Source organism: Streptomyces sp. NPDC001410, from assembly GCF_042895235.1.
Taxonomy (GTDB): domain Bacteria; phylum Actinomycetota; class Actinomycetes; order Streptomycetales; family Streptomycetaceae; genus Streptomyces.
Map to the genome: position 1 here is coordinate 23,241 of NZ_JBIAWE010000036.1, position 17,316 is coordinate 40,556.

Below are 17,316 nucleotides of genomic sequence, written 5' to 3' on the forward strand. Positions count from 1 at the left end.
AGGGCCTTCGCGAGGTTGCACGAACCGATCAGTGCGCCGACGGGTCTGGCTACCAGAGCGCCTGGCAGATGCCGCAGTGCCGGAGGAACTGTTCCATGGGCAGTGGCAGAACCGCCCGTCCAAGCTCGACGAATTCAAGCCCTACCTCGACAAACGCTGGGACCAGGAATGCACCGATGCGTGGAAGCTCTGGGAGGAGATCGCGCCCGTCGCAGCTATTGAACATGACAGGAACGCCGTCACCGCAGGGCCTCGCCCTGCCCCGGAGTTCCGGGGTTGTCGAAGAACACGTCAATCGGATCAAGATGCTCAAGCATCAGACGATGGGCCGAGCCGGCTTCGCGCTCCTGCGCAAGCGAGTCCTGCTCGCCTGATGCTGTCCATCAATGAGGCATGCAGATCAAGGCTGCTGCCCTCCCCAGATCAGATTGCGGGGCGACGCAGCACGTCAGTCGGCTCCCAGTCGCTCTTCCAGAAGGCTTCAAGCCCGTGCTCGTTGATGAACTGCCGCTCGACCTCGTGGATGGGGTACATCCCTTGGATGTTGATCACGTCGTGAACCTCGTGTCCCGGAATGCCAACGTCGACGCCCAGGTAGTCCTCTCTGCCGAGGACCATCGGCGCGAACACGCAGAACGCGGTCATCTCTGACTCGGGCACGATTCGCTCGCCGAAGTTGATGGTGCTGCCGTAACTGAACGGGCAGGTGCCACGGAGCTGTTCGGCGAGGAAGCCCACCGCGTGGGCCCAGATCACGTTGGTCGAGTTCACACTGAGACAGAGTTCCGGCGAGCCGTGCTGCCAGTCCGGATGTTCTGCCAGCGACAAGCCGTACGTGAGGGCTGTGAGAAGCCCGTCCGGCAGGTCGTCGTACACGATCTCCGTCACGCCCCGCAGCCCCTCTTTGGTCGACTCGACAGGGAAGAACCGGGGCTCCCTTCCCCCGGAAAGCCGATCAAGATGGGCAAGGTACTTTTCTACACGACTGGCCATGTGACCAGCCTGCACGATCGCAGTTGGAGAACATCGCCCCCTCCTCCTTGTGTCCGGCCTGGCCGGTGGAGTGGCAGAGGGCAATCCTCGATCCAGCAGGATGTCGCCCGGGTCGTGCACCGTCCGTGGCTTGCTCCACAGTGCGAGCGCCTCCGACAACGCAGCATCCACGCCGCGCTTGCGGACCGCCTCCACCCTGGCCCGGCTCAACCCCAGCAACCGGGCCTCGACCGGGCGCGATACGCCCGCAGCCCGTAGCCACCCTCGTGCCAGAGGATCCCAAACTCACGGGCTGACGTCATCGCTCGATGGCGTATCCCTGAGCGAGTCACCTGCGAGGTCTGATGCGCAAGGCCAGTCTGAATGCCGCCATCCCTGCCCGATTTCGGGCAGAATCATGGAAGTTCTATCGTCTTCGGCCTAGGGTGACCGGTCATGATCACCCTGGACGCGATAGAGACGTTCACCCTGATAGTGGGGCTTCTCACGCTCACTCCCGGACTGGATACCGCCCTCATCCTGCGCACCGCGGCACTCGGGCACCGGCGTCGCGCCTGGGGCGTGGTCCTCGGCATCCAGAGCGGCACCCTGGTCTGGGGCACGCTCGCTTCGCTCGGTGTCACTGCACTTCTGACGGCATCCCACCTCGCATACGACACTGTTCGTTGGGGTGGAGCCGCGTATCTGGTGTGGATGGGCGGCGGTCTGCTGTGGGCTACCTGGCGCCGCTCGGCGAACGAGAGCCGGCAGACAGCGGGGGTCGGGGACACGACCGGGACCGGGACTGCGGCCGAAACTGAGGTCGGCAGAGGCGCCGGCGATACGCTGCTCGGCGGCTGGTGCCAAGGGATCATGACCAATCTTCTCAACCCGAAGGTGGGCGCCTTCTACGTTGCCGTGCTCCCGCAGTTCATCCCCACCGGCGCCTCGCATGTTGCTCTAGGCGTGCTCTTGGCCGGTGTGCACATCCTCTTGGCCGTGGTCTGGTCCTGCGCGCTGATCGCATTCGCGCACATGCTCCGAGACCGTCTGCAACGGCCTTCGGCCCGCCGCTACCTCGACCGCATCACTGGCACGGTCATCGCCGCCTTCGGCATCCGGCTCGCGCTCGGGCAATGAGGCAGCTCTCGACGCACCGCAGGACCACCAAGGCCGACGCACGGGCAACCCCGCATCACCCGAAGCGAAAGGACATCTGTATGTACGCGCTCCCCACCAGCACCGAGGCAGTGGTCTTCGACTGCGACGGCTTGCTGGTCGACACCGAAGCATGCTGGACCGTTGCGGAAACGGCCATCTTCGCCGCGCACGGCCATCCCTTCGGTCCCGAACAGAAAGCCCTCGTCATCGGCCGAACCGTGGAAGCCGCCGGAGAAGCCATGGCTCAATACCTCGGACGCCCCGGCGCCGGGGCCGAACTCGCCGCCGAGCTCCTCGAAGGAGTCCGCAAGGAGCTTTCCCGAGGCGCCACAGCCCTCCCCGGGGCGGTAGAGCTGGTGCGCGCCTGCCGTGCAGCCGTGCCCATCGCCGTAGCCAGCAACAGTCCCCGGGAACTGCTGGACGCGGCACTGTGGTCGGCCGACCTCGCCGACTGCTTCACCCACTCGTTCGCCGCTGACGAGGTACGTTCCCCCAAACCCGCACCAGAGCTCTACCTCACGGCATGCGAGACACTCGGTGTGGCCCCGAAGCGTTCCGTCGCCTTCGAGGACTCGGCCACAGGCATCGCCTCGGCGCGTGCTGCCGGGCTCTACGTCGCGGTCGTACCGTCCCTTCCAGGAGTCGACCTCGACCACGACTGGCTGGGCGCCAGCCTGGCCGAGCCCGAATTGCAGGAGTGGGCCAGGGAACTGGGGCATGGCAGCGCCTTCTGACCTACGTTCTTTGAACGCGGGCAGACTCATCGGCGAGTGGACGAATGCCGCCCACGCCCGTGCTGTTGGGGCGAGCCAAGATGGACAGGAGCACCCCACTCACGCGCCCCCTCTGGCACCGCTTGGTTCGCCACCGCCGCCCGGCCGCCGCCGAATCCGGCGACAGCCAGTTGCACGTCTGGGCCCTCGCCCGCGAGTCATGGCCCCGCTCAACTACGGCCGCCGCGAAGGTCGCGGCCGGTCTTGCCGAACGGGCCCCGCCACAGCGCTGGCACCTGCTGGCACCCGCCTGCACCCACCAACAGTCGCGGCGGTGTGGCGGGATCTGGTGGCCTTTGCGGACGGCGGTCCGCCCGATGACGTGGTCCTGCTGCTGACACCCCCCGGCCTGACGCGTGCGGAATGGCCTCGACGATCGCCCGCGTGTGTACTGTGCGTAACAAGTGAACGCTGACAGTGATGTCGTGACGGGAGTCGCCATGTCCATGCTGCTGATCAGAGGAAAGTTCAAGGTTGAGGGGGGTGCCAAACCGGATGGCGACACCCTCCCGTTCATCCCGGACAACGTGGCCGACTGGAAGCTCGTGCCCGGGCAGGGGCAGATCGTGCCCAAGGCCGACGGCCGCGCGAGCATCCGGCTCGAAGGAATCGACGCCCTGGAGACCCACTACGGCGAGAAGCAGCACGTGGAGCACCAGCCGCGGGGCCTCGCCCACGAGGCAGCGGACGAGCTGCTGAAGTTCCTGGGCTTCGACACCGTTCTCCGGGCCGACGACGAGACCGTCGCCACCACGCCGGACAGCGTGCCCGGCTGGATCCTCACCCGGGGCGCCGACGCCTTCGGCCGCTGCGTGGCCTTCGTCGGCAAGGGCACCCCGCCCGTGTACAGCGGCTACTGGATCGACGTCGACGACGACCTGTTGAAGCGGACCGCCAACCACCGCCTGCTCCTGCTCGGCCTGGCCTACCCGACTTTCTACTCGGGCCTGCCCGTGTACCTGCGCGAGCTCCTCACCGAGGCCTCGGAGAAGGCGAGGGCGTCCGCGAAGGGCGTGTGGAAGGTCGACAAGACCCTCGACGGGGCGAAGGTCACCGGAATGACCTCGCTCACGGACGACACGACCGGCGCGGTGATCCTGCCGAAGCTGTTCCGTCGTCTGAAGGACTACTTGGAGTTCATGGGCGCCGACGACTCGTCACTGGCTTGCTTTCGCGCCTTCCTGGCCGGGGCTGCGGACGACGAGTATCGCCTCCTCCCGGATTCCGAGACGCTCCACAGGGGCCTGCACCACATCGTCGAGGTCACCGCCGACAACACCGTGAAGATGACCCGCCCGGCCAGGGAGATCGTCTTCAAGGAGAAGTGAGCGGGATCCCGCCGGGGCTCACAGCCCCGGCGGGCCGGCGCCCGCCCGACTCGATGACGTCGGTTCACGCCTCCCGGATGAACGCGCGCACCAGCGTGCAAGGTTTGCCCTGCAGGGCATCAGGACCCCATAAGGGCCTGGCCTGGAAACAAGCCCTCGCCGAGATCGGCGCCACCGGCAAGCCGCGTGAACAATGCTTCAAGTCAATACACCTAGGGCCTGCCCGAGGGGTCGGTCGGGCGGTCTGCCGTGACGAGCCACGAGGTGCTGCGTAGCCGAACGGTGCCGTCCGCCCCCTCGTGGGCACGCAGATGGTCCGTCAGAACGTGGCGTGCACGGGTCTGTGCAGGCGGGTCGGTCTGTTCCATCAGGTGGCGGCCGGGGCCTGAGTCGAGCAGGAACTCCGCCGCGTCCTCGGCCCCCCTTCCCCATACTCCGTCCGCCTGTGCCTGGTTGACGGTGATGCCGGTGAAACCGGCTGCGGTGAGGACAGCGCGGATGCGGCCCGGGTCGTCCAGGGAGAACATGCCGGGCAGTCCGGACCTCCCGAAGTCGCCGATCGGAAGGATGTCGCGCAGCGAGGCCATCGCCACCACCCAGTCGTTGAGCACGGCGTCCGCTGGGCAGACGAACGCCAGGCGACCGCCGGGCACCAGCGCCCGGCCGACGTTCGCGAAGGCAGCTACGGGGTCGGCGAAGAACATCACTCCGTAGCGGCTGATCGCCGCGTCGAAAGCGCCCGCCTCGAAGGGGTAGACCTGCGTGTCACCTTGTGCGAAGGAGGCGTTGGTGATGCCCACCCGCTGGGTGTGGGCCCGTGCCTCGGCCAACATGGGGCCGGACAGGTCAAGGCCCAATGCGCAGCCTTGGGGCGCTTTGAGTGCGGCGAGGCGTGTGGTTTGCCCGGAGCCGCAGCCAAGGTCCAGGACCCGATGGGTTGCGGTGATTGCAACAGCGTTGAGCAGAGGCTCGTTGAAGCCCTCGTTCACGGCGTTCCAGCGGTCTTGGTTGCGGGCCCAATGGCTTCCTTCGGGGCCGTTCCATGCCTGTGCCTGCTCCGTGTTGACGACGTCCGGCACGGTTCCTCCTGCGGTGGACGACAGAGAATGGGCGTGTGCCCAAACATTATGGGCAACTGCCCAAACCTGCAATGTCCGCTACCATCAACGAAGTTGCACGCGTTGCGGGCGGCGGAACCAGAACGGAAGAGAGGCCCATGTCACCGCGCGGAGTGGCGACGCCGGATGTGCGCGAGCAGCTGTTCGCAGCCGCCGAGCGCGTCGTGGAGAGAGACGGCTCCGGCGCCCTCACGAGCCGGGCCGTCACTGCCGAGGCAGGTTGCGCCAAGGGGCTGCTGCACGCGCACTTCGCGGGGATGGACGAGTTCGTAGCCGAGCTCTGTCTCGACCGGTTCACACGGACCGCCGCGAAGGCGCAGTCGTTGTCAGAACTCACAGGCCAGAACTCGGTGGCACAGAATCTCGATGCCGTCGCCCTCGCGCTGTTCGACTCCGGCGGCCCGGCCATATCGGGGCTGGCCATGGCCCGACCCGGCGCCGCGCTGCGCATCCGAGAGGCCCTGGAGAGCGGAGCGCCTGGCTTCGACGTGATCCAGAAGGCCATCACCGGCTATTTGGAGGTCGAACAGAAGCTCGGCCGGGTGGCAGAGACCGTCGACCCGAGCACCGTGGCGCTTGCCATCGTCGGCGCCGCCCACCACCTACTGATGACCAGTTGGCCGGGCACACCTGACCCCAGACCCGCCATGACGCGCCTGGTGACCGTGTTGGTCGGCAGCTAGCCAGCCGCCAGGAGACCTCAGCCGTCAGTCAGCGTGCACGCACCACTCCCACGACTGACCTGCACACGAGTAGGGCCACCGGAATGATGGTCGCCGACGACGGCGGAGTTCACCCTGTCGTTGGCCTCCGTCCCGGTCGAGCCCTCTTCTCTTTGGCAGGATGGAGAGGGCTCCGGGGTACGGGCATCAAGTCCCGCCCCGGGCGCGGCCGGACGGGCTCACGTCGAGCGCGTGAACCCACCCACCCAACCGCGCGCCCGCTGGAACCGCCCGCCCCCTGTGCTCGTCTTGTGCGCTGATTGTGTACGAAGCAGGGATGTGGGGGGCGTTGTGACGCGGAACGTGACGAAGGCCGGTCTCGTGGTGATGGCCATGGCGACGGTGCTCGGGGCCTCGGCCTGCGGCGGGGAAGCCGGCAAGGCGGCCGGGGGGAGCGGAGGGAAGGTCCCCGCGCGTGTGAAGGGGGAGTCCGCGGCGCTCTCGGGGGACGGGGCGTCGTCCGGCTCGGCGCCGATGTCTTCCGGTACCGTGGGGAAGTCGTCCCAGATCACGCAGGCCGGAGCGTCGCCCATCACCCGGCACGTGCCGTGGAACCTGGACATCCTGGACCAGCGATCGCGGCCGCTGAACGGGAAACTCACCACCACCGCCACGGGCAAGGGCGTTCACGTCTACGTGATCGACACCGGGATGGACATCGCCCACAAGGAGTTCGGCGGACGCGCCCACCTCGGCGCCGACTTCGTGGGCCCGAAGGACTCCGGTGACTGCTTCAGCGAGGCAGGGATGGGCCACGGTACGTTCGTCGCGGGCATCATCGGCGGAGCGAAGTACGGTGTGGCGCCCAAGGCGGAACTCGTACGGGTGCAGGGCGTCCTGTGCGAGAGCGAGGGCGGTGGCTCCCCGGCGGCGGCCGAGGCGGCCGTGGTGAAGTCGGTCAAGTGGGTCACTGCGCACGCGCAGAAGCCTGCGGTGGTGAACATGTCGCTCAACTTCGACCACCGGTCGGCGGCCGTGGACTCCGCTGTGAAGAAGATGGTCGACGCGGGGATCCCGACGGTGGTGTCGGCCGGCAACTTCCATGACGACGCCTGCAAGCACTCCCCGGCCGGCGTCCCCGGCACGATCGTCGTGGCGGCCTCCACCTCGAACGACCGCGTGTGGAGCGACACCAGCTCCTACGGATCGGGCTATGGACGGTGCGTCGACCTGTACGCCCCCGGCCAGAAGGTGACCGCCGCCCTCGCCGGCGGCGGTACGACCACGGACAACGACGGCGCGACGTCCTGGGCCGCGCCGCATGCGACCGGCGTGATCGCACTGTACTTGTCGGCACACCCCCACGCCACGGCCAACCAGGTCCACGTCTGGCTCGACCACACGGCCACCCGCGGTGTCGTGCGCGGCGTCCGCTCCGACACCCCCAACCGTCTGCTCAACACCGGCGGCCTCTGACCTGCCCCGGCCACCCCGGTCGTTACGGTCACCCAAGCGCCACGGCTCACCGGAATGGCGGGCGCAAGCCGCGCGGCCACCGCACCCACACCATGCTGACCCGGTCGTCGCCGGGACGGCCGCCGAGCAGACTCTGGACCTGTTCGTCGCCTCCGATCAGGGCGGGCCGCCGTTTCCGGCGATCGTTCGGACCTGGCAGGCAGTCTGGAGCGAGGCCACCCCTGCCTGGCCCCGCCGAGTCCGTGGTGCTCGGCGGCGGCCGGTTCCTGGCCGGCCGGGACCTGACCTGCCGGGACCTGGCCTGCCTGAAGCGGACCGATGCCGTCCTTCGGCGACCGGGCAGCCGCGTCGGCCGTACACCCACGACAGCCACACGGAACGAGACGGATCCGTGATCCGCTCGCGTACAACTGCCGCGGCGGCGCGGCTGTCGAGAAGATCATGGTCTCTTCTCAAGTCCTCGCCAGGGGACACGCGTCCGTGATTCTGGAATCCGAACGGCTCACCATCGACCGGGACCGGAAGTGCACGACGATTCCCCTCGCGGTCGTCCAGGAAGTCCGGCGGGACGGTGACACGGCTCTGCGGATCTTCCTGACCGACGGTGTCGTGCACCGGATCGAGGGGGCGAACGCCACCGCCACGGGTGCGTTCCTCTCCGCCCTCAACGACGCACTGCCCGCAGAGCGGGACCCGGCCGGCAGCGCGTCGGTCACCGTTGAGTCGCTGCCGCCGGAGATCAGGATGTGGCAGGTCGTGCTCGGGATCGCGGCTGCCCTGCTCCTCTACGCCGGTTACGTCGCCTGGGCGGGTTCCCACAGGGCCGACAGCTGGCCCGTCGTGGCGGTCGCGCTCCTCCCTCTGCTCGCCGGCCTGCTCGGCGCGGCACTCCTGGTGATCAGCGTGCGTGACCGGGTGATCCTGGCCCGCCGCGGCCTCACCGTCCGGGCCGTCCGGGAGTACTTCCCCAACGGGAAGAAGAAGGGCTCCTACCTCTTCACCGCCACCAACGGTCAGGAGTATCGGCACTGGTCCGGCCGTTCGACCGAGGGCATCCACATCGTCTACGACCCGCAGAACCCGAACGTCAAGGTGCCGAGGGGGTCGCTCACCCTGACAGTCTTGCAGTACCTCCTGGGCGGTGCGGTCACGGCCGGACTGCTCTGGCTGGGGGTGGCCGGGTCGATCGTGTTCCCCTTCTTCTGAGGTCGATCAAGGGTTGTCGTGCCGCAAATGATCTCCGGACGGACTCTGGCGTGCTTGTCCGCGATGCGGGCCATTGCCCTGTCCGACGAGGGTGAGGTTGTATCTCCGGGCGCTGTCGGGCATGGCGTGGTGAACGCCGTCGCCTTTGAGAGGGCCGTCGCGGAGGATCTTCCAGCTCTTCATGCGGGCGAGGACGTGCTCGGCGCGGGCGCGGACCTGCTTGCGGGGCCGGTTGCGTTTCTGCTTCCAGCGCGGGAGTTCGGACAGCTCTTTGGGATCCGTTGTGAAAGTGGATCATTTGGCACGGGGTGGTCTGGGCAAGAGCCGTGGCCGGTGTTGTCAGACCTGCCTGGCATCCTCCGGGTATGGAGATGACGCTGCAGCTGGTGATCGACTGTGCTGACCCGCAGAGGTTGGTGAGCTTCTGGGCCGAGGCTCTGGGGTACGTTCCAGAGCCTCCGCCGGGCGGGCACTCCACGTGGCGGGAGTATTGGGCGGACATGGGGGTGCCCGAGGAGGAGTTGCCCGCCGGTGCCGGAGAGACGCCGGAATCGATCATCGATCCTCTGGGACAGGGGCCGCGGGTGTGGTTCCAGCAGGTCCCCGAGCCGAAGGTCACCAAGAACCGGGTGCACCTTGACTTGAAGGTGGGCGGAGGGCGTGAGGCCCCGTTGGCGGTCCGCGCTCAGCGGGTCACCGCCATGGTGGAACGGCTCACCAAGGCCGGTGCCACCGTGCTGCGGATCATGGATGAGCCGGACATGGAGCACTACGCCGTCGTTCTGCAGGACCCCGAGGGCAACGAATTCTGTGTCGTTTAGAACCCCGTAAGGCGGTGCTGGTCACAGCCACTGCGGGTCTGGTCCTCCAGCTGGACGAGGCATTCAGCGGAGAGGGCAGGATTCGAACCTGCGTGGACCCCGAAGGGTCCGACCTTGAGGCGTGCTCGCTGGTCCCCGATCAACCACTCCGGGCACCTCTCCTCGTTCCTGGCCCCGGGGCGTTGCCCCGTTGCCTTCACGTGGAAAAGACTGGCAGGAAGCACTGACGGGGCGCTGACGGCACGTCTCCTGGGCGGGAAGGCGGCCTTCATCCCAGGTAGGCGGGAGCGACAGCGGAAGTCATCAGTCGGCGGGCTGTGCCGGTGCCGTCGGCGGGGACGGTCCACAGGTCTGAGCCGTAGTCGCCGGGAAGCGCGTAGACGAGGCTGGAGCCGTCGGCCCACAGGGCCTGGTCGTCGATGTTGCGCTGCTCGGCGGTCGCGGTCTCCTTCATCGTGCGCAGGTCGAGGACGTACAGCCGCCAGGGCGCGTCGGGAGAGGCGCCCTGGACGCGCTTCTTGTAGGCGATCCGGGTGCCGTCGGGTGAGAGGGAGGGGCATTCGACGTTGCGGTGCAGGGCGGTGAGGGTGCGGGCGGCGACATCGCCGCGGACCAGATAGGTCCGGCCGCCGGTCGCCAGCGTGGCGTAGAAGCGGGTGTCGTCGGCGAAGGTGACACCCCAGATGTTGGTGTCGGCGGAGCGGTAGGGACGGCCGTCTTTGATGATGCGGAAGGTCTCCAGGTTGTCGTCGATCGCCCAGGTTCGGGTGTCGACGACGGTGGTGCGGGTGGAGAAGCTGGTGCCGGCATAGGAGTCGCCGCTGACGAAGACCGTCCAGGCCACCAGGTGGCCGGAGGGTGAGACCCGGGCCCGGGTGGGGATGCCTGCTGCCGGGAAGTGGTGCAGCTCGTGCAGGTGCGAGTCGAGTACCACCGCCCGGTAGGTGTCCTGCAGGGCGCCGTGCACGGCCTGCAGGCAGAGGCCGGTACCAGCCGCCGCGTGGAAACGCAGGCACTTGACGCCCGATGCGGTGCGCGGCCCCTGCGGATCGCCGGCGGGCACGGTGGAGATCTCGTCGCGGTGCGGACCCCAGGCCAGGTTGCGCACCAGCAGCCGACGGCCGGCCGTCGGCCGGAGCGAGACTGTTCCGGGCCGCACGGTCGGACCGTTCGCCTGCTGCTGGTCACGCATGCCCGACCGGTGGGCGGCGTAGAGCACCGCCCCGGTGCCGACGCTCCCGAGCAGCAGGACGGCGGCCAGCAGGATCAACATGCGGGTGGCTCTGGTCATGTGGACACCTCATCGGCGCGACGCAGGACGAACGAGGCCACGAGGGCGCTGATGGCCAGTGCGGCGGCCGTGACGGCCAGTGCGGTTCGGCCGCCCCACAGGCTCCAGACCGCGCCGAAGACGAGTGAGCAGGTGAAACGGGCCAGCGCCTGGCCGGTGCCGACCAGTGCCTGCCCGGCACCTTGGTGCTGTGCCGGCACGGCGTCGGCAGTGGCGGCCGCGAGGACTCCGTCGGTTGCGGCGTAGAAGGTGCCGTGCAGCACCAGGACGGCGACCACGGCCGGGACTCCGTGCCAGGGGGAGAGCACCAGGCCGTAGCCGAGCAGCAGGACGCCGTGGCCGCCCAGGAAGAGCCGGCGGCGGCTGATGCGGTCGGCGAGTGCGCCGAGCGGGACGGCGAGCAACAGGAAGACGGCGGCGGTGCCCAGCGGCAGCAGCGGGAACAGATGGGCGGGCAGGTCCCCTTCGCGCTGGAGCAGCAGATAGAGGAAGGAGTCGCTGACGGTGGTCAGGCCGAGCAGGGTTGCGCACACGGTGAGCCGGCGCAGCTCGGGGCGGCGGAGCAGCCCGAGCGCATCGCGTAGCACCGGCCGGGCCGATTCGGGCAGTTGTACGGCACCGGCGGGGGCGATGCGGCGGGGCACGAAGAGCACCAGCACCAGCACCCCTAGTGCGGCGACGCAGCCGCTGACCGCGAAGACCGCGTCGTAGCCGTCGACGGTGGCCCGCAGCACGGCGAAGGCGACGAGCGGGCCGAGCAGCGCACCGGTGGTGTCCATGGCGCGGTGCACCCCGAACGCCCGTCCCCGGTGCTCGGGTTCGGTGGCCAGCGAGATCATCGCGTCCCGAGGGGCCGTGCGCAGCCCTTTGCCGGTGCGGTCGGCCGCGAGCACGGCACTGATCACGGGGAGCGTATGGGCGATCAGCAACAGCGGCTTGCACACCGCCGACAGGCCGTAGCCGAGGCCCGCCACAACCTTGTGCCGACGGCCTCCCCGGTCGGCGACATGGCCGCCGGCCAGCCGTACCAGGGCCCCGACGCCGTTGTTGATGCCGTCCAGCAGCCCGAACCCGAGCGGCGACAGGCCGAGGCCCACGACCACGTAGAGCGGCAGGACCGCGGTGACCATCTCCGAGGAGATGTCCGTGACCAGGCTGACCGAACCCAGGGCCAGCACGGTGGCGGGCACGGCGGCCGGCCGCCGCCCCGGACGGGTGTCCGAGGCGACAGCGGGCTTGGTGCTGCGGGAGTCCGCGAGATACACGGGCGTCAGTTCCAGATGCCGGTGATGTCGGAAGCCGAGGCGGCGTTGCCGGCGTGCGTGGTCAGACCGGCCAGGTCCTCCACGGTGCGCAGTACGTTGTAGTGGTTGTACGTGGTGGAGCTGGAGCTGCCGGGGGCGACGTGCTGCCCGTACAGGACCGTGGGGATGCGGTTGCCGGACAGCTTGTTGTCCTCGTCGAAGGTGACGGCGAGGATGCTGTTGTGGGTCTGCGCCCAGGTGGCGTAGGCGCCCAGGTTGTTGTGGATCCAGGTGTCGCCCGTGGAGACCGAGCAGTCGTGCATGTCACTGCACAGGTTCGGGACGACGAAGGAGACCTTGGGCAGGGTCGTGTAGTCGGTCGGGAACTGCGCCATGGTCATCGCGGTGTTCGTCGGCACGTTGGAGAAGCCGAACCACGGGTTGTGCTTCTGCGCGTACTGGCCGCTGCTGCAGACCGTCGAACCCTGGCTGGGCAGCGACTCGTTGTAGCTCAGCCAGGTCTTACCCGCGGCGATCAGCTCGGAGGCGAGATTGGGTGCGGAGATGGAACCGACGGTGACGCAACTGTCGTCGGTGCGGCCCTGGTTGGAGCCCGAGAAGAGCATGTAGTAGTTCGGCTCACTGGGGTGGGTGAGGCCGTAGGACTGGGTGAGGTTGGCGCCACCCGCCTTGAGGGTGTTGTTGATGTAGGGGGCGCTGGAGCTGCCGATCACCTGCGAGTAGGAGTGGTTCTCCATCACCACGACCACCACGTGGTCGGGGGCCGGGAGAGCGGCGGCCTGAGCGGTGGAAGCCGTGGCGGTCCACAGGCCGATCGACGTGGCGGTCAGGGCGACAGCCCCGGCGAGTGCCGTGAGGGAACGTCGGTTGCGCTTGGGAGCCTTGACGACGGTCATGACTGTCCTCCGGACAGAAGTGACGGACGTTCGGGGGAGCGGCGTCGTAACCCTAGAAGCACCAGACTGGAACTGGGTGAAGGGCAGAAGAACGGTGGGCCCCGCCGGGCAAAGGTCACACCACGCACAGGTCACGCACAGAGAAACCCGACTGTTACATGATCGACGCCCCTCAGCGGAGCGTGGCAGCCCACCCGCACCACGCTGCGTCCCCGACCCCAACTGCGGCCGGTTCAAGCATCACGCCGCGTCCATCCAGCGCCTTCGCGACGGCCTGTGTCTGCATACGGGCGAGTTCTTCCGCTCCCAGGGCTGGCCCATCGACGACGAGCTGTGGGCCATTGACGGCGCGGACTGCTCCCCGTGCGACGGCAAATTCCCCGACGGCCGTCGAAGCCCTCGAGGCTTCCAGGCCTCGACACATCGACACGCTGATCGTTCGCGCCGAAGCCAGCTCCTGATCTCTGCTCGTCTGCTGCCCGCGTGGTGGGTGGGCGGATCTCTCGCCCGTGGCCCATCGAGGCCGACATCGAGGGCTCGGACGCCCACCCTGCCCCGACTGCCCTCAGCAGACCGAACTGAAGGACGTTGCGTGACGACCGCCCTGGAGCGTCCCCCCGAGCGACGCGCCCCGCGCTGCACCGCGATGTGGCTGTGACGTGACCCCGCGGAATGGCCTGTGTCGGGACCACGTGAGGCGGTGCCAAGGTGTCAGTGGGAGCCGATAGCGTCGCGACCCATGAGTGATCAACGGCGTGTGGTGGTTGTCCGCGAAGCAGAGCACGCGGATGTCGACAGTCTTGTGGCGTGCAGTCGTGCCCTTTTTGCCGAGGATGCAGGGACTCGTGATCCGAGCATCAACGTCAACTGGCCGCGCGAGCACGGGCCGCAGCGTTTCACCGCCGGTATCGACGATCCGGACCGGCTGCTGCTCGTTGCCCACAGGGATGGCGAGGTCGTCGGCCATCTCACCGGTGTCGTGGCGGAGGGGTCCGCGATGAAGCCGGTGAGGGTGGCGTCGCTGGTGAGCATGTATGTGCAGCCCGCTCATCGCCGGGAACAGATCGGTGGGCGCTTGATCGGTGCGTTCATGGCTTGGGCGAAGGAAAAGGGAGCACAGGCGGCGGAGGTGACGGCGTACTCGAGCAACACCGAGGCCATCCGTTTCTATGAGCGCAACGGCTTCGCGTCCAAGTCAGTGACCTTGGAAATCGCGCTGTAGACGTCGGTTTCACCTGGTCGGCGGCCGCCTCAACGCTCCTGGGGCGGCCGTCACTTCGTCTGAGCCTGCCGGGCCTTGACCTTGGTCGTGGCCAGGCCACAGGACTCGGCGGCGCCAGGCCGCAGGCCGCTGCCACGAGAGAGGAAGATTCAGCTCAGGCAACGATTTCTGACTGGATTACGAGTCTCTCCCTTTCATGAGGGGCACGGCGTGAGGTTCCCGGTGCGCCAATCCCCTCTCGACCTGCGAGTGACGTCACGGCACGCGGCTGGCCAGGCGTCCAATTGGGGACTCGGCTCGGATCTCAGCGGCCTCGAAGGACACGCGCTTGCCCTGGCCGGCGAGCACGACCGTTTTCCCCACGACGGTGGCGACGGTTGTGGGCCAGCAGGACCACCCATCCACCCCGAAGTTCTTCACGCCGATGCAGACCAGTACGAACTCGACCGCATTGTGCCCTCGCGCCCGCCATAGATCCGCGGCACCGACCGGGACGGCGAAGGCGAAGAACCTCAAGGTGACCGACGCTTCGCGTTCGTCGATGAGAACGGAGGTCAGGTCGTAGTCGCTCAGCGGTGGCGGAGGCGAGCCAAGGACTTCGCGGAGCGTCTCGGGATGGGTCACCTCGGCAGACCAGTCACGGTCAGTCATAGAAAGCCTTCGCTGTCGTGGGAGGCAGCACCTGGTGCAGGTGCTGGTCGAGTCGGCTCTCGAACCATCGCCGAGCTGTGTAGGGATCTGCGTCGTCGGAGCGGTATGCGTTGAGATGCCTGGCCAGGACCGTGGCATGCGCGGTGAAGTCCAGCGAGAACCCCGGCCCGCTCACCGCGACCGTGATCCAGTGCCCTTGGTCCTGGGCGAGGGGGCCGAACTCGATGTCGACCACGGTGCGGTTGGGAACACCCCGCATCCGCAGGTCTTCACCCACGGTCAGGAACTCGATCTGGACCTCGAACCGGTCGCAGCCGGCTTCGGTCCAAGAAGCAGGAGCGAGGTCCGGAAATCGGGGCAGCTCCACCCGCAACTTCACACCGGGGCCGTAGGGACTCAGGTGCACCGATCTGAGAACCAGGTGCTTCAAGGGCGGCAACTCGGTGTAGAGCGCGGTCAACCGCTCGGAGTGGACCAAGAGCCCTGGCCATGTGCCGGCTGACATGGGTGGGTCCCTTCACTCTGGGCGCTTCGCGCCCGGCGATGTCAACCGATCCTCGTCCCAGGGGCGGTCGGAGATCAACAAGGAGCACTTGAACTGGGATGATAGTGCTCGTCTACGGTCTGGTTGGATTGCCCCAGCACGAGGCACGCTCCAGATGAAGCGCAATGGGTCCCATCCACGTCCGGATATCGGGTGGCGGGCAGGGAGCGTCTCGCGGCCCTCGGGTCGCTGCTGGTGGAGACTGCCCGCCGGACCGGCCTGGACACCGCGCTGCCGTGCCGGCGGCGCTCATGCCGTATCGCAAGCCGCGGGCAGCGCACGATCCGGGCAAGATCCTTCTCGACCTCACTCTGGCGATTGCGCTGGGCGGAGACTCCCTGGCCGACGTCGATCTGCCGCGGGCGCAGCCCAGCGTGTTCGGGCCGGCCGCATCCGATCTTACGGTGTCCCGGCCGGCCGACACCCTCGCCGCGGCCAGTTCCCACGCGCTCGCCGCCGTCCGCCGTCCGCCGTCCGCCGTCCGCCGTCCGCCGGGGCCGGTCCGACGCGCGTCAGCGGGTCTGGCGGCTGGCCTGCCGAGCCGCACCGGACGCCGGCGATGACGTGATCGTGGACACCGACGGCGTGCTGGTCCTAGTGCATTCGGAGAGAGAGGACGCCGCCAACGACGGCGGCGTGCCCGACGGTGCCTGGGTGGCCGAACTCGCGGGCGACGTCCTGAAGGGATGGCCGAAGGGTATGCGGCTGATCGAGCGCAAGGAACGACCCCACCCCGGAGCACAGTTGCGCATCACCGACGCCGACAGCATGAGGCTCGTCTCCTTCGCCACCAACACCGCCGACACCCCGACCACGATCCTAGAAGTGCGGCACCGCCAGCGCGCCTGCGCAGAGGGCCGTATCCGGGCGGCTCGCGACACCGGCCTGCGCAACCTGCCGCTGCACGACGCCGCCCAGAACCGCAACTGGCTAGAGATCGTCCAACTTGCCCGAGGTCCTGGCAAAGCCTCGCTCCGTGAGTGATCTTCCAACTCCGTTCAGACACGGCTCACCAGCTTTGGGACGCATCCATCCGGTGAGCTCGCACTTGCTGCCAGTCCTGTCCCCGCGCCCGTCGATAGCAACCCCGGAAGCTGACGGGCAGGACCAACAGGGGGCGGCAAACAGCGAGTACAGGCAGGTGGGCTAGATTTGTGGTCGCCTTCGCAAGTCTTTACCGCCTGAGGAACTGCCCGTGTCCCAAATTCCGCCCCTGGGCGGCCTGAACGTCTCGTACACCGCGGTGCAGATACGACGCAACCGCCTGATCTTCCTCGGTCTGGTTCTTGTCCTCGCGGGCATAGTGGCGTTCTGGGCCTTGGGCCCGTACGACACGAAGGACCAGTCCGCGGCGCTCAAGACCGGTGACTGCTTCCAGAACATCGGGACGGACAAGGAAGCGAAGACCAAGAAGCTCGACTGCACTGACCCGCACGCCGACTACAAGGTCCTGAAGATGGACAAGGACGGAGTCGTCGATACCTTCTCGTGCTCCGACGTCCCGGGCACGACCGGCTCGCTCACCCAGTCAGGCCCCGGAAAATGGTTCGTCGTCTGCTTCAAGGAAAACGACGAGCAGGGCAAGAAGTAGCCGGAAGCAGCCTACCCTCGCTAAGTGGTCACCTATGGAAGTCTTTCGGGGGGGGGGATCATGTAGCAGGATCGACGGAGGACACTTCTTGGTGATCGGTGGTGTGCCGGGCTGAGGTCGTCGAGACCGAGCACACCGCTTCATCGAATCTCCTGATCGTCTGCCGCGACGGTCGGCGTGGACGCGTGCGACCGCGCACTCAACTATCAGGAAGTGGCCCTCCGCGTCCGGTGAGCTGCGCTGGACCTGGGCCTCGAGTTGGAGCGGGCACTCGGCGACGCGCGGAGCGCGTACCGTCTCGGACGGTACGGGCGTGAGGCCGGCCGCGGCGAACTTGTC

At 67.9% G+C, this 17,316-nt stretch carries 17 protein-coding genes and 4 pseudogenes; 11 read left to right on the plus strand and 10 right to left on the minus strand.

All coding sequences use genetic code 11. The features are described 5' to 3' along the window. Window positions 1–224: 224 nt before the first annotated feature. The gene (locus ACFY3C_RS44305) at window positions 225–374 is read left to right on the plus strand and encodes a hypothetical protein (protein WP_390774972.1); all 150 of its coding nucleotides are present in this window, start codon (window positions 225–227) and stop codon (window positions 372–374) included. Between the two features lie 49 nt (window positions 375–423). Here the strand turns inward: ACFY3C_RS44305 and ACFY3C_RS44310 are convergent, their stop codons facing one another. After that, window positions 424–993 carry a suppressor of fused domain protein gene (locus tag ACFY3C_RS44310; RefSeq protein ID WP_390774973.1) on the minus strand — a complete coding sequence of 190 codons (570 nt, stop codon included), beginning with the start codon at window positions 991–993 and terminating at the stop codon, window positions 424–426. Between the two features lie 435 nt (window positions 994–1,428). Here ACFY3C_RS44310 and ACFY3C_RS44315 point away from each other — a divergent pair, with 435 nt between their 5' ends. From ACFY3C_RS44315 to ACFY3C_RS44325, 3 genes are all read left to right on the plus strand, one after another. Further along, complete coding sequence (locus ACFY3C_RS44315; RefSeq protein ID WP_390774974.1) at window positions 1,429–2,112, plus strand: LysE family translocator; 684 nt, start codon at window positions 1,429–1,431, stop codon at window positions 2,110–2,112. 80 nt (window positions 2,113–2,192) lie between these two features. After that, the gene (locus tag ACFY3C_RS44320; protein ID WP_390774975.1) at window positions 2,193–2,867 is read left to right on the plus strand and encodes an HAD family hydrolase; all 675 of its coding nucleotides are present in this window, start codon (window positions 2,193–2,195) and stop codon (window positions 2,865–2,867) included. 464 nt (window positions 2,868–3,331) lie between these two features. Then, on the plus strand, window positions 3,332–4,234 hold the full coding sequence (locus tag ACFY3C_RS44325; protein ID WP_390774976.1) for a nuclease: 903 nt from the start codon (window positions 3,332–3,334) through the stop codon (window positions 4,232–4,234). A 212-nt stretch (window positions 4,235–4,446) separates the two neighbouring features. On the opposite strand, the gene ACFY3C_RS44330 is transcribed toward ACFY3C_RS44325, so the two are convergent. Next, window positions 4,447–5,313 (minus strand): class I SAM-dependent methyltransferase, encoded by an 867-nt coding sequence (locus ACFY3C_RS44330; protein WP_390774977.1) that lies wholly within the window; start codon window positions 5,311–5,313, stop codon window positions 4,447–4,449. A gap of 137 nt (window positions 5,314–5,450) precedes the next feature. Between ACFY3C_RS44330 and ACFY3C_RS44335 the strand changes: the two genes are divergently transcribed. From ACFY3C_RS44335 to ACFY3C_RS44345, 3 genes are all read left to right on the plus strand, one after another. Beyond that, on the plus strand, window positions 5,451–6,035 hold the full coding sequence (locus tag ACFY3C_RS44335; protein WP_390774978.1) for a TetR/AcrR family transcriptional regulator: 585 nt from the start codon (window positions 5,451–5,453) through the stop codon (window positions 6,033–6,035). 330 nt (window positions 6,036–6,365) lie between these two features. Then, window positions 6,366–7,490, plus strand: a complete 1,125-nt coding sequence (locus ACFY3C_RS44340) for a S8 family peptidase (RefSeq protein WP_390774979.1) — start codon at window positions 6,366–6,368, stop codon at window positions 7,488–7,490. Between the two features lie 480 nt (window positions 7,491–7,970). Continuing rightward, on the plus strand, window positions 7,971–8,696 hold the full coding sequence (locus ACFY3C_RS44345; RefSeq protein ID WP_386580068.1) for a hypothetical protein: 726 nt from the start codon (window positions 7,971–7,973) through the stop codon (window positions 8,694–8,696). Between the two features lie 81 nt (window positions 8,697–8,777). On the opposite strand, the pseudogene ACFY3C_RS44350 reads toward ACFY3C_RS44345, so the two are convergent. Continuing rightward, window positions 8,778–8,960: pseudogene (locus ACFY3C_RS44350) on the minus strand (IS5/IS1182 family transposase); the annotation flags it as partial. A 101-nt stretch (window positions 8,961–9,061) separates the two neighbouring features. On the opposite strand from ACFY3C_RS44350, the gene ACFY3C_RS44355 reads away from it, so the two are divergent. Next, window positions 9,062–9,517: a VOC family protein gene (locus tag ACFY3C_RS44355; protein WP_390774980.1), complete on the plus strand. Its 456-nt coding sequence runs from the start codon at window positions 9,062–9,064 to the stop codon at window positions 9,515–9,517. A gap of 67 nt (window positions 9,518–9,584) precedes the next feature. On the opposite strand, the pseudogene ACFY3C_RS44360 reads toward ACFY3C_RS44355, so the two are convergent. The 4 genes and pseudogenes from ACFY3C_RS44360 to ACFY3C_RS44375 form a co-directional block, all read right to left on the minus strand. After that, window positions 9,585–9,679: pseudogene (locus ACFY3C_RS44360) on the minus strand. 106 nt (window positions 9,680–9,785) lie between these two features. Further along, window positions 9,786–10,808, minus strand: coding sequence for a TolB family protein (locus ACFY3C_RS44365; RefSeq protein WP_390774981.1), 1,023 nt, complete (start codon window positions 10,806–10,808; stop codon window positions 9,786–9,788). Further along, a complete protein-coding gene (locus ACFY3C_RS44370) occupies window positions 10,805–12,073 on the minus strand; it encodes an MFS transporter (protein WP_390774982.1) in 1,269 nt (422 codons plus the stop codon). Before ACFY3C_RS44370 ends, ACFY3C_RS44365 begins: the two co-directional genes overlap by 4 nt. A gap of 5 nt (window positions 12,074–12,078) precedes the next feature. Then, entirely contained in the window at window positions 12,079–12,969 is an 891-nt protein-coding gene (locus ACFY3C_RS44375; RefSeq protein WP_386580076.1) for an alkaline phosphatase family protein, read from the minus strand. Between the two features lie 739 nt (window positions 12,970–13,708). On the opposite strand from ACFY3C_RS44375, the gene ACFY3C_RS44380 reads away from it, so the two are divergent. Next, a complete protein-coding gene (locus tag ACFY3C_RS44380) occupies window positions 13,709–14,191 on the plus strand; it encodes a GNAT family N-acetyltransferase (protein ID WP_390774983.1) in 483 nt (160 codons plus the stop codon). 255 nt (window positions 14,192–14,446) lie between these two features. Here the strand turns inward: ACFY3C_RS44380 and ACFY3C_RS44385 are convergent, their stop codons facing one another. Further along, window positions 14,447–14,842: an Imm50 family immunity protein gene (locus tag ACFY3C_RS44385; RefSeq protein ID WP_386580079.1), complete on the minus strand. Its 396-nt coding sequence runs from the start codon at window positions 14,840–14,842 to the stop codon at window positions 14,447–14,449. After that, window positions 14,835–15,347, minus strand: coding sequence for an Imm50 family immunity protein (locus tag ACFY3C_RS44390; protein WP_390774984.1), 513 nt, complete (start codon window positions 15,345–15,347; stop codon window positions 14,835–14,837). Before ACFY3C_RS44390 ends, ACFY3C_RS44385 begins: the two co-directional genes overlap by 8 nt. Before the next feature lie 192 nt (window positions 15,348–15,539). Here ACFY3C_RS44390 and ACFY3C_RS44395 point away from each other — a divergent pair. After that, window positions 15,540–16,337: pseudogene (locus ACFY3C_RS44395) on the plus strand (transposase); the annotation flags it as partial. A gap of 244 nt (window positions 16,338–16,581) precedes the next feature. Further along, window positions 16,582–16,977 carry a hypothetical protein gene (locus ACFY3C_RS44400; protein ID WP_386580082.1) on the plus strand — a complete coding sequence of 132 codons (396 nt, stop codon included), beginning with the start codon at window positions 16,582–16,584 and terminating at the stop codon, window positions 16,975–16,977. A gap of 165 nt (window positions 16,978–17,142) precedes the next feature. Here the strand turns inward: ACFY3C_RS44400 and ACFY3C_RS44405 are convergent. Continuing rightward, window positions 17,143–17,316 (minus strand): annotated as a pseudogene (locus tag ACFY3C_RS44405) (flavin reductase family protein); the annotation flags it as partial.

What these genes read in the sequence shown, in the direction of transcription:
- ACFY3C_RS44385 (WP_386580079.1), bottom strand. Translation starts at nt 14,842, where the DNA reads ATGACTGACCGTGACTGGTCTGCCGAGGTGACCCATCCCGAGACGCTC.
- ACFY3C_RS44335 (WP_390774978.1), top strand. Translation starts at nt 5,451, where the DNA reads ATGTCACCGCGCGGAGTGGCGACGCCGGATGTGCGCGAGCAGCTGTTC.
- ACFY3C_RS44365 (WP_390774981.1), bottom strand. Translation starts at nt 10,808, where the DNA reads ATGACCAGAGCCACCCGCATGTTGATCCTGCTGGCCGCCGTCCTGCTG.
- ACFY3C_RS44310 (WP_390774973.1), bottom strand. Translation starts at nt 993, where the DNA reads ATGGCCAGTCGTGTAGAAAAGTACCTTGCCCATCTTGATCGGCTTTCC.
- ACFY3C_RS44355 (WP_390774980.1), top strand. Translation starts at nt 9,062, where the DNA reads ATGGAGATGACGCTGCAGCTGGTGATCGACTGTGCTGACCCGCAGAGG.
- ACFY3C_RS44380 (WP_390774983.1), top strand. Translation starts at nt 13,709, where the DNA reads ATGAGTGATCAACGGCGTGTGGTGGTTGTCCGCGAAGCAGAGCACGCG.
- ACFY3C_RS44390 (WP_390774984.1), bottom strand. Translation starts at nt 15,347, where the DNA reads ATGTCAGCCGGCACATGGCCAGGGCTCTTGGTCCACTCCGAGCGGTTG.
- ACFY3C_RS44375 (WP_386580076.1), bottom strand. Translation starts at nt 12,969, where the DNA reads ATGACCGTCGTCAAGGCTCCCAAGCGCAACCGACGTTCCCTCACGGCA.
- ACFY3C_RS44315 (WP_390774974.1), top strand. Translation starts at nt 1,429, where the DNA reads ATGATCACCCTGGACGCGATAGAGACGTTCACCCTGATAGTGGGGCTT.
- ACFY3C_RS44320 (WP_390774975.1), top strand. Translation starts at nt 2,193, where the DNA reads ATGTACGCGCTCCCCACCAGCACCGAGGCAGTGGTCTTCGACTGCGAC.
- ACFY3C_RS44305 (WP_390774972.1), top strand. Translation starts at nt 225, where the DNA reads ATGACAGGAACGCCGTCACCGCAGGGCCTCGCCCTGCCCCGGAGTTCC.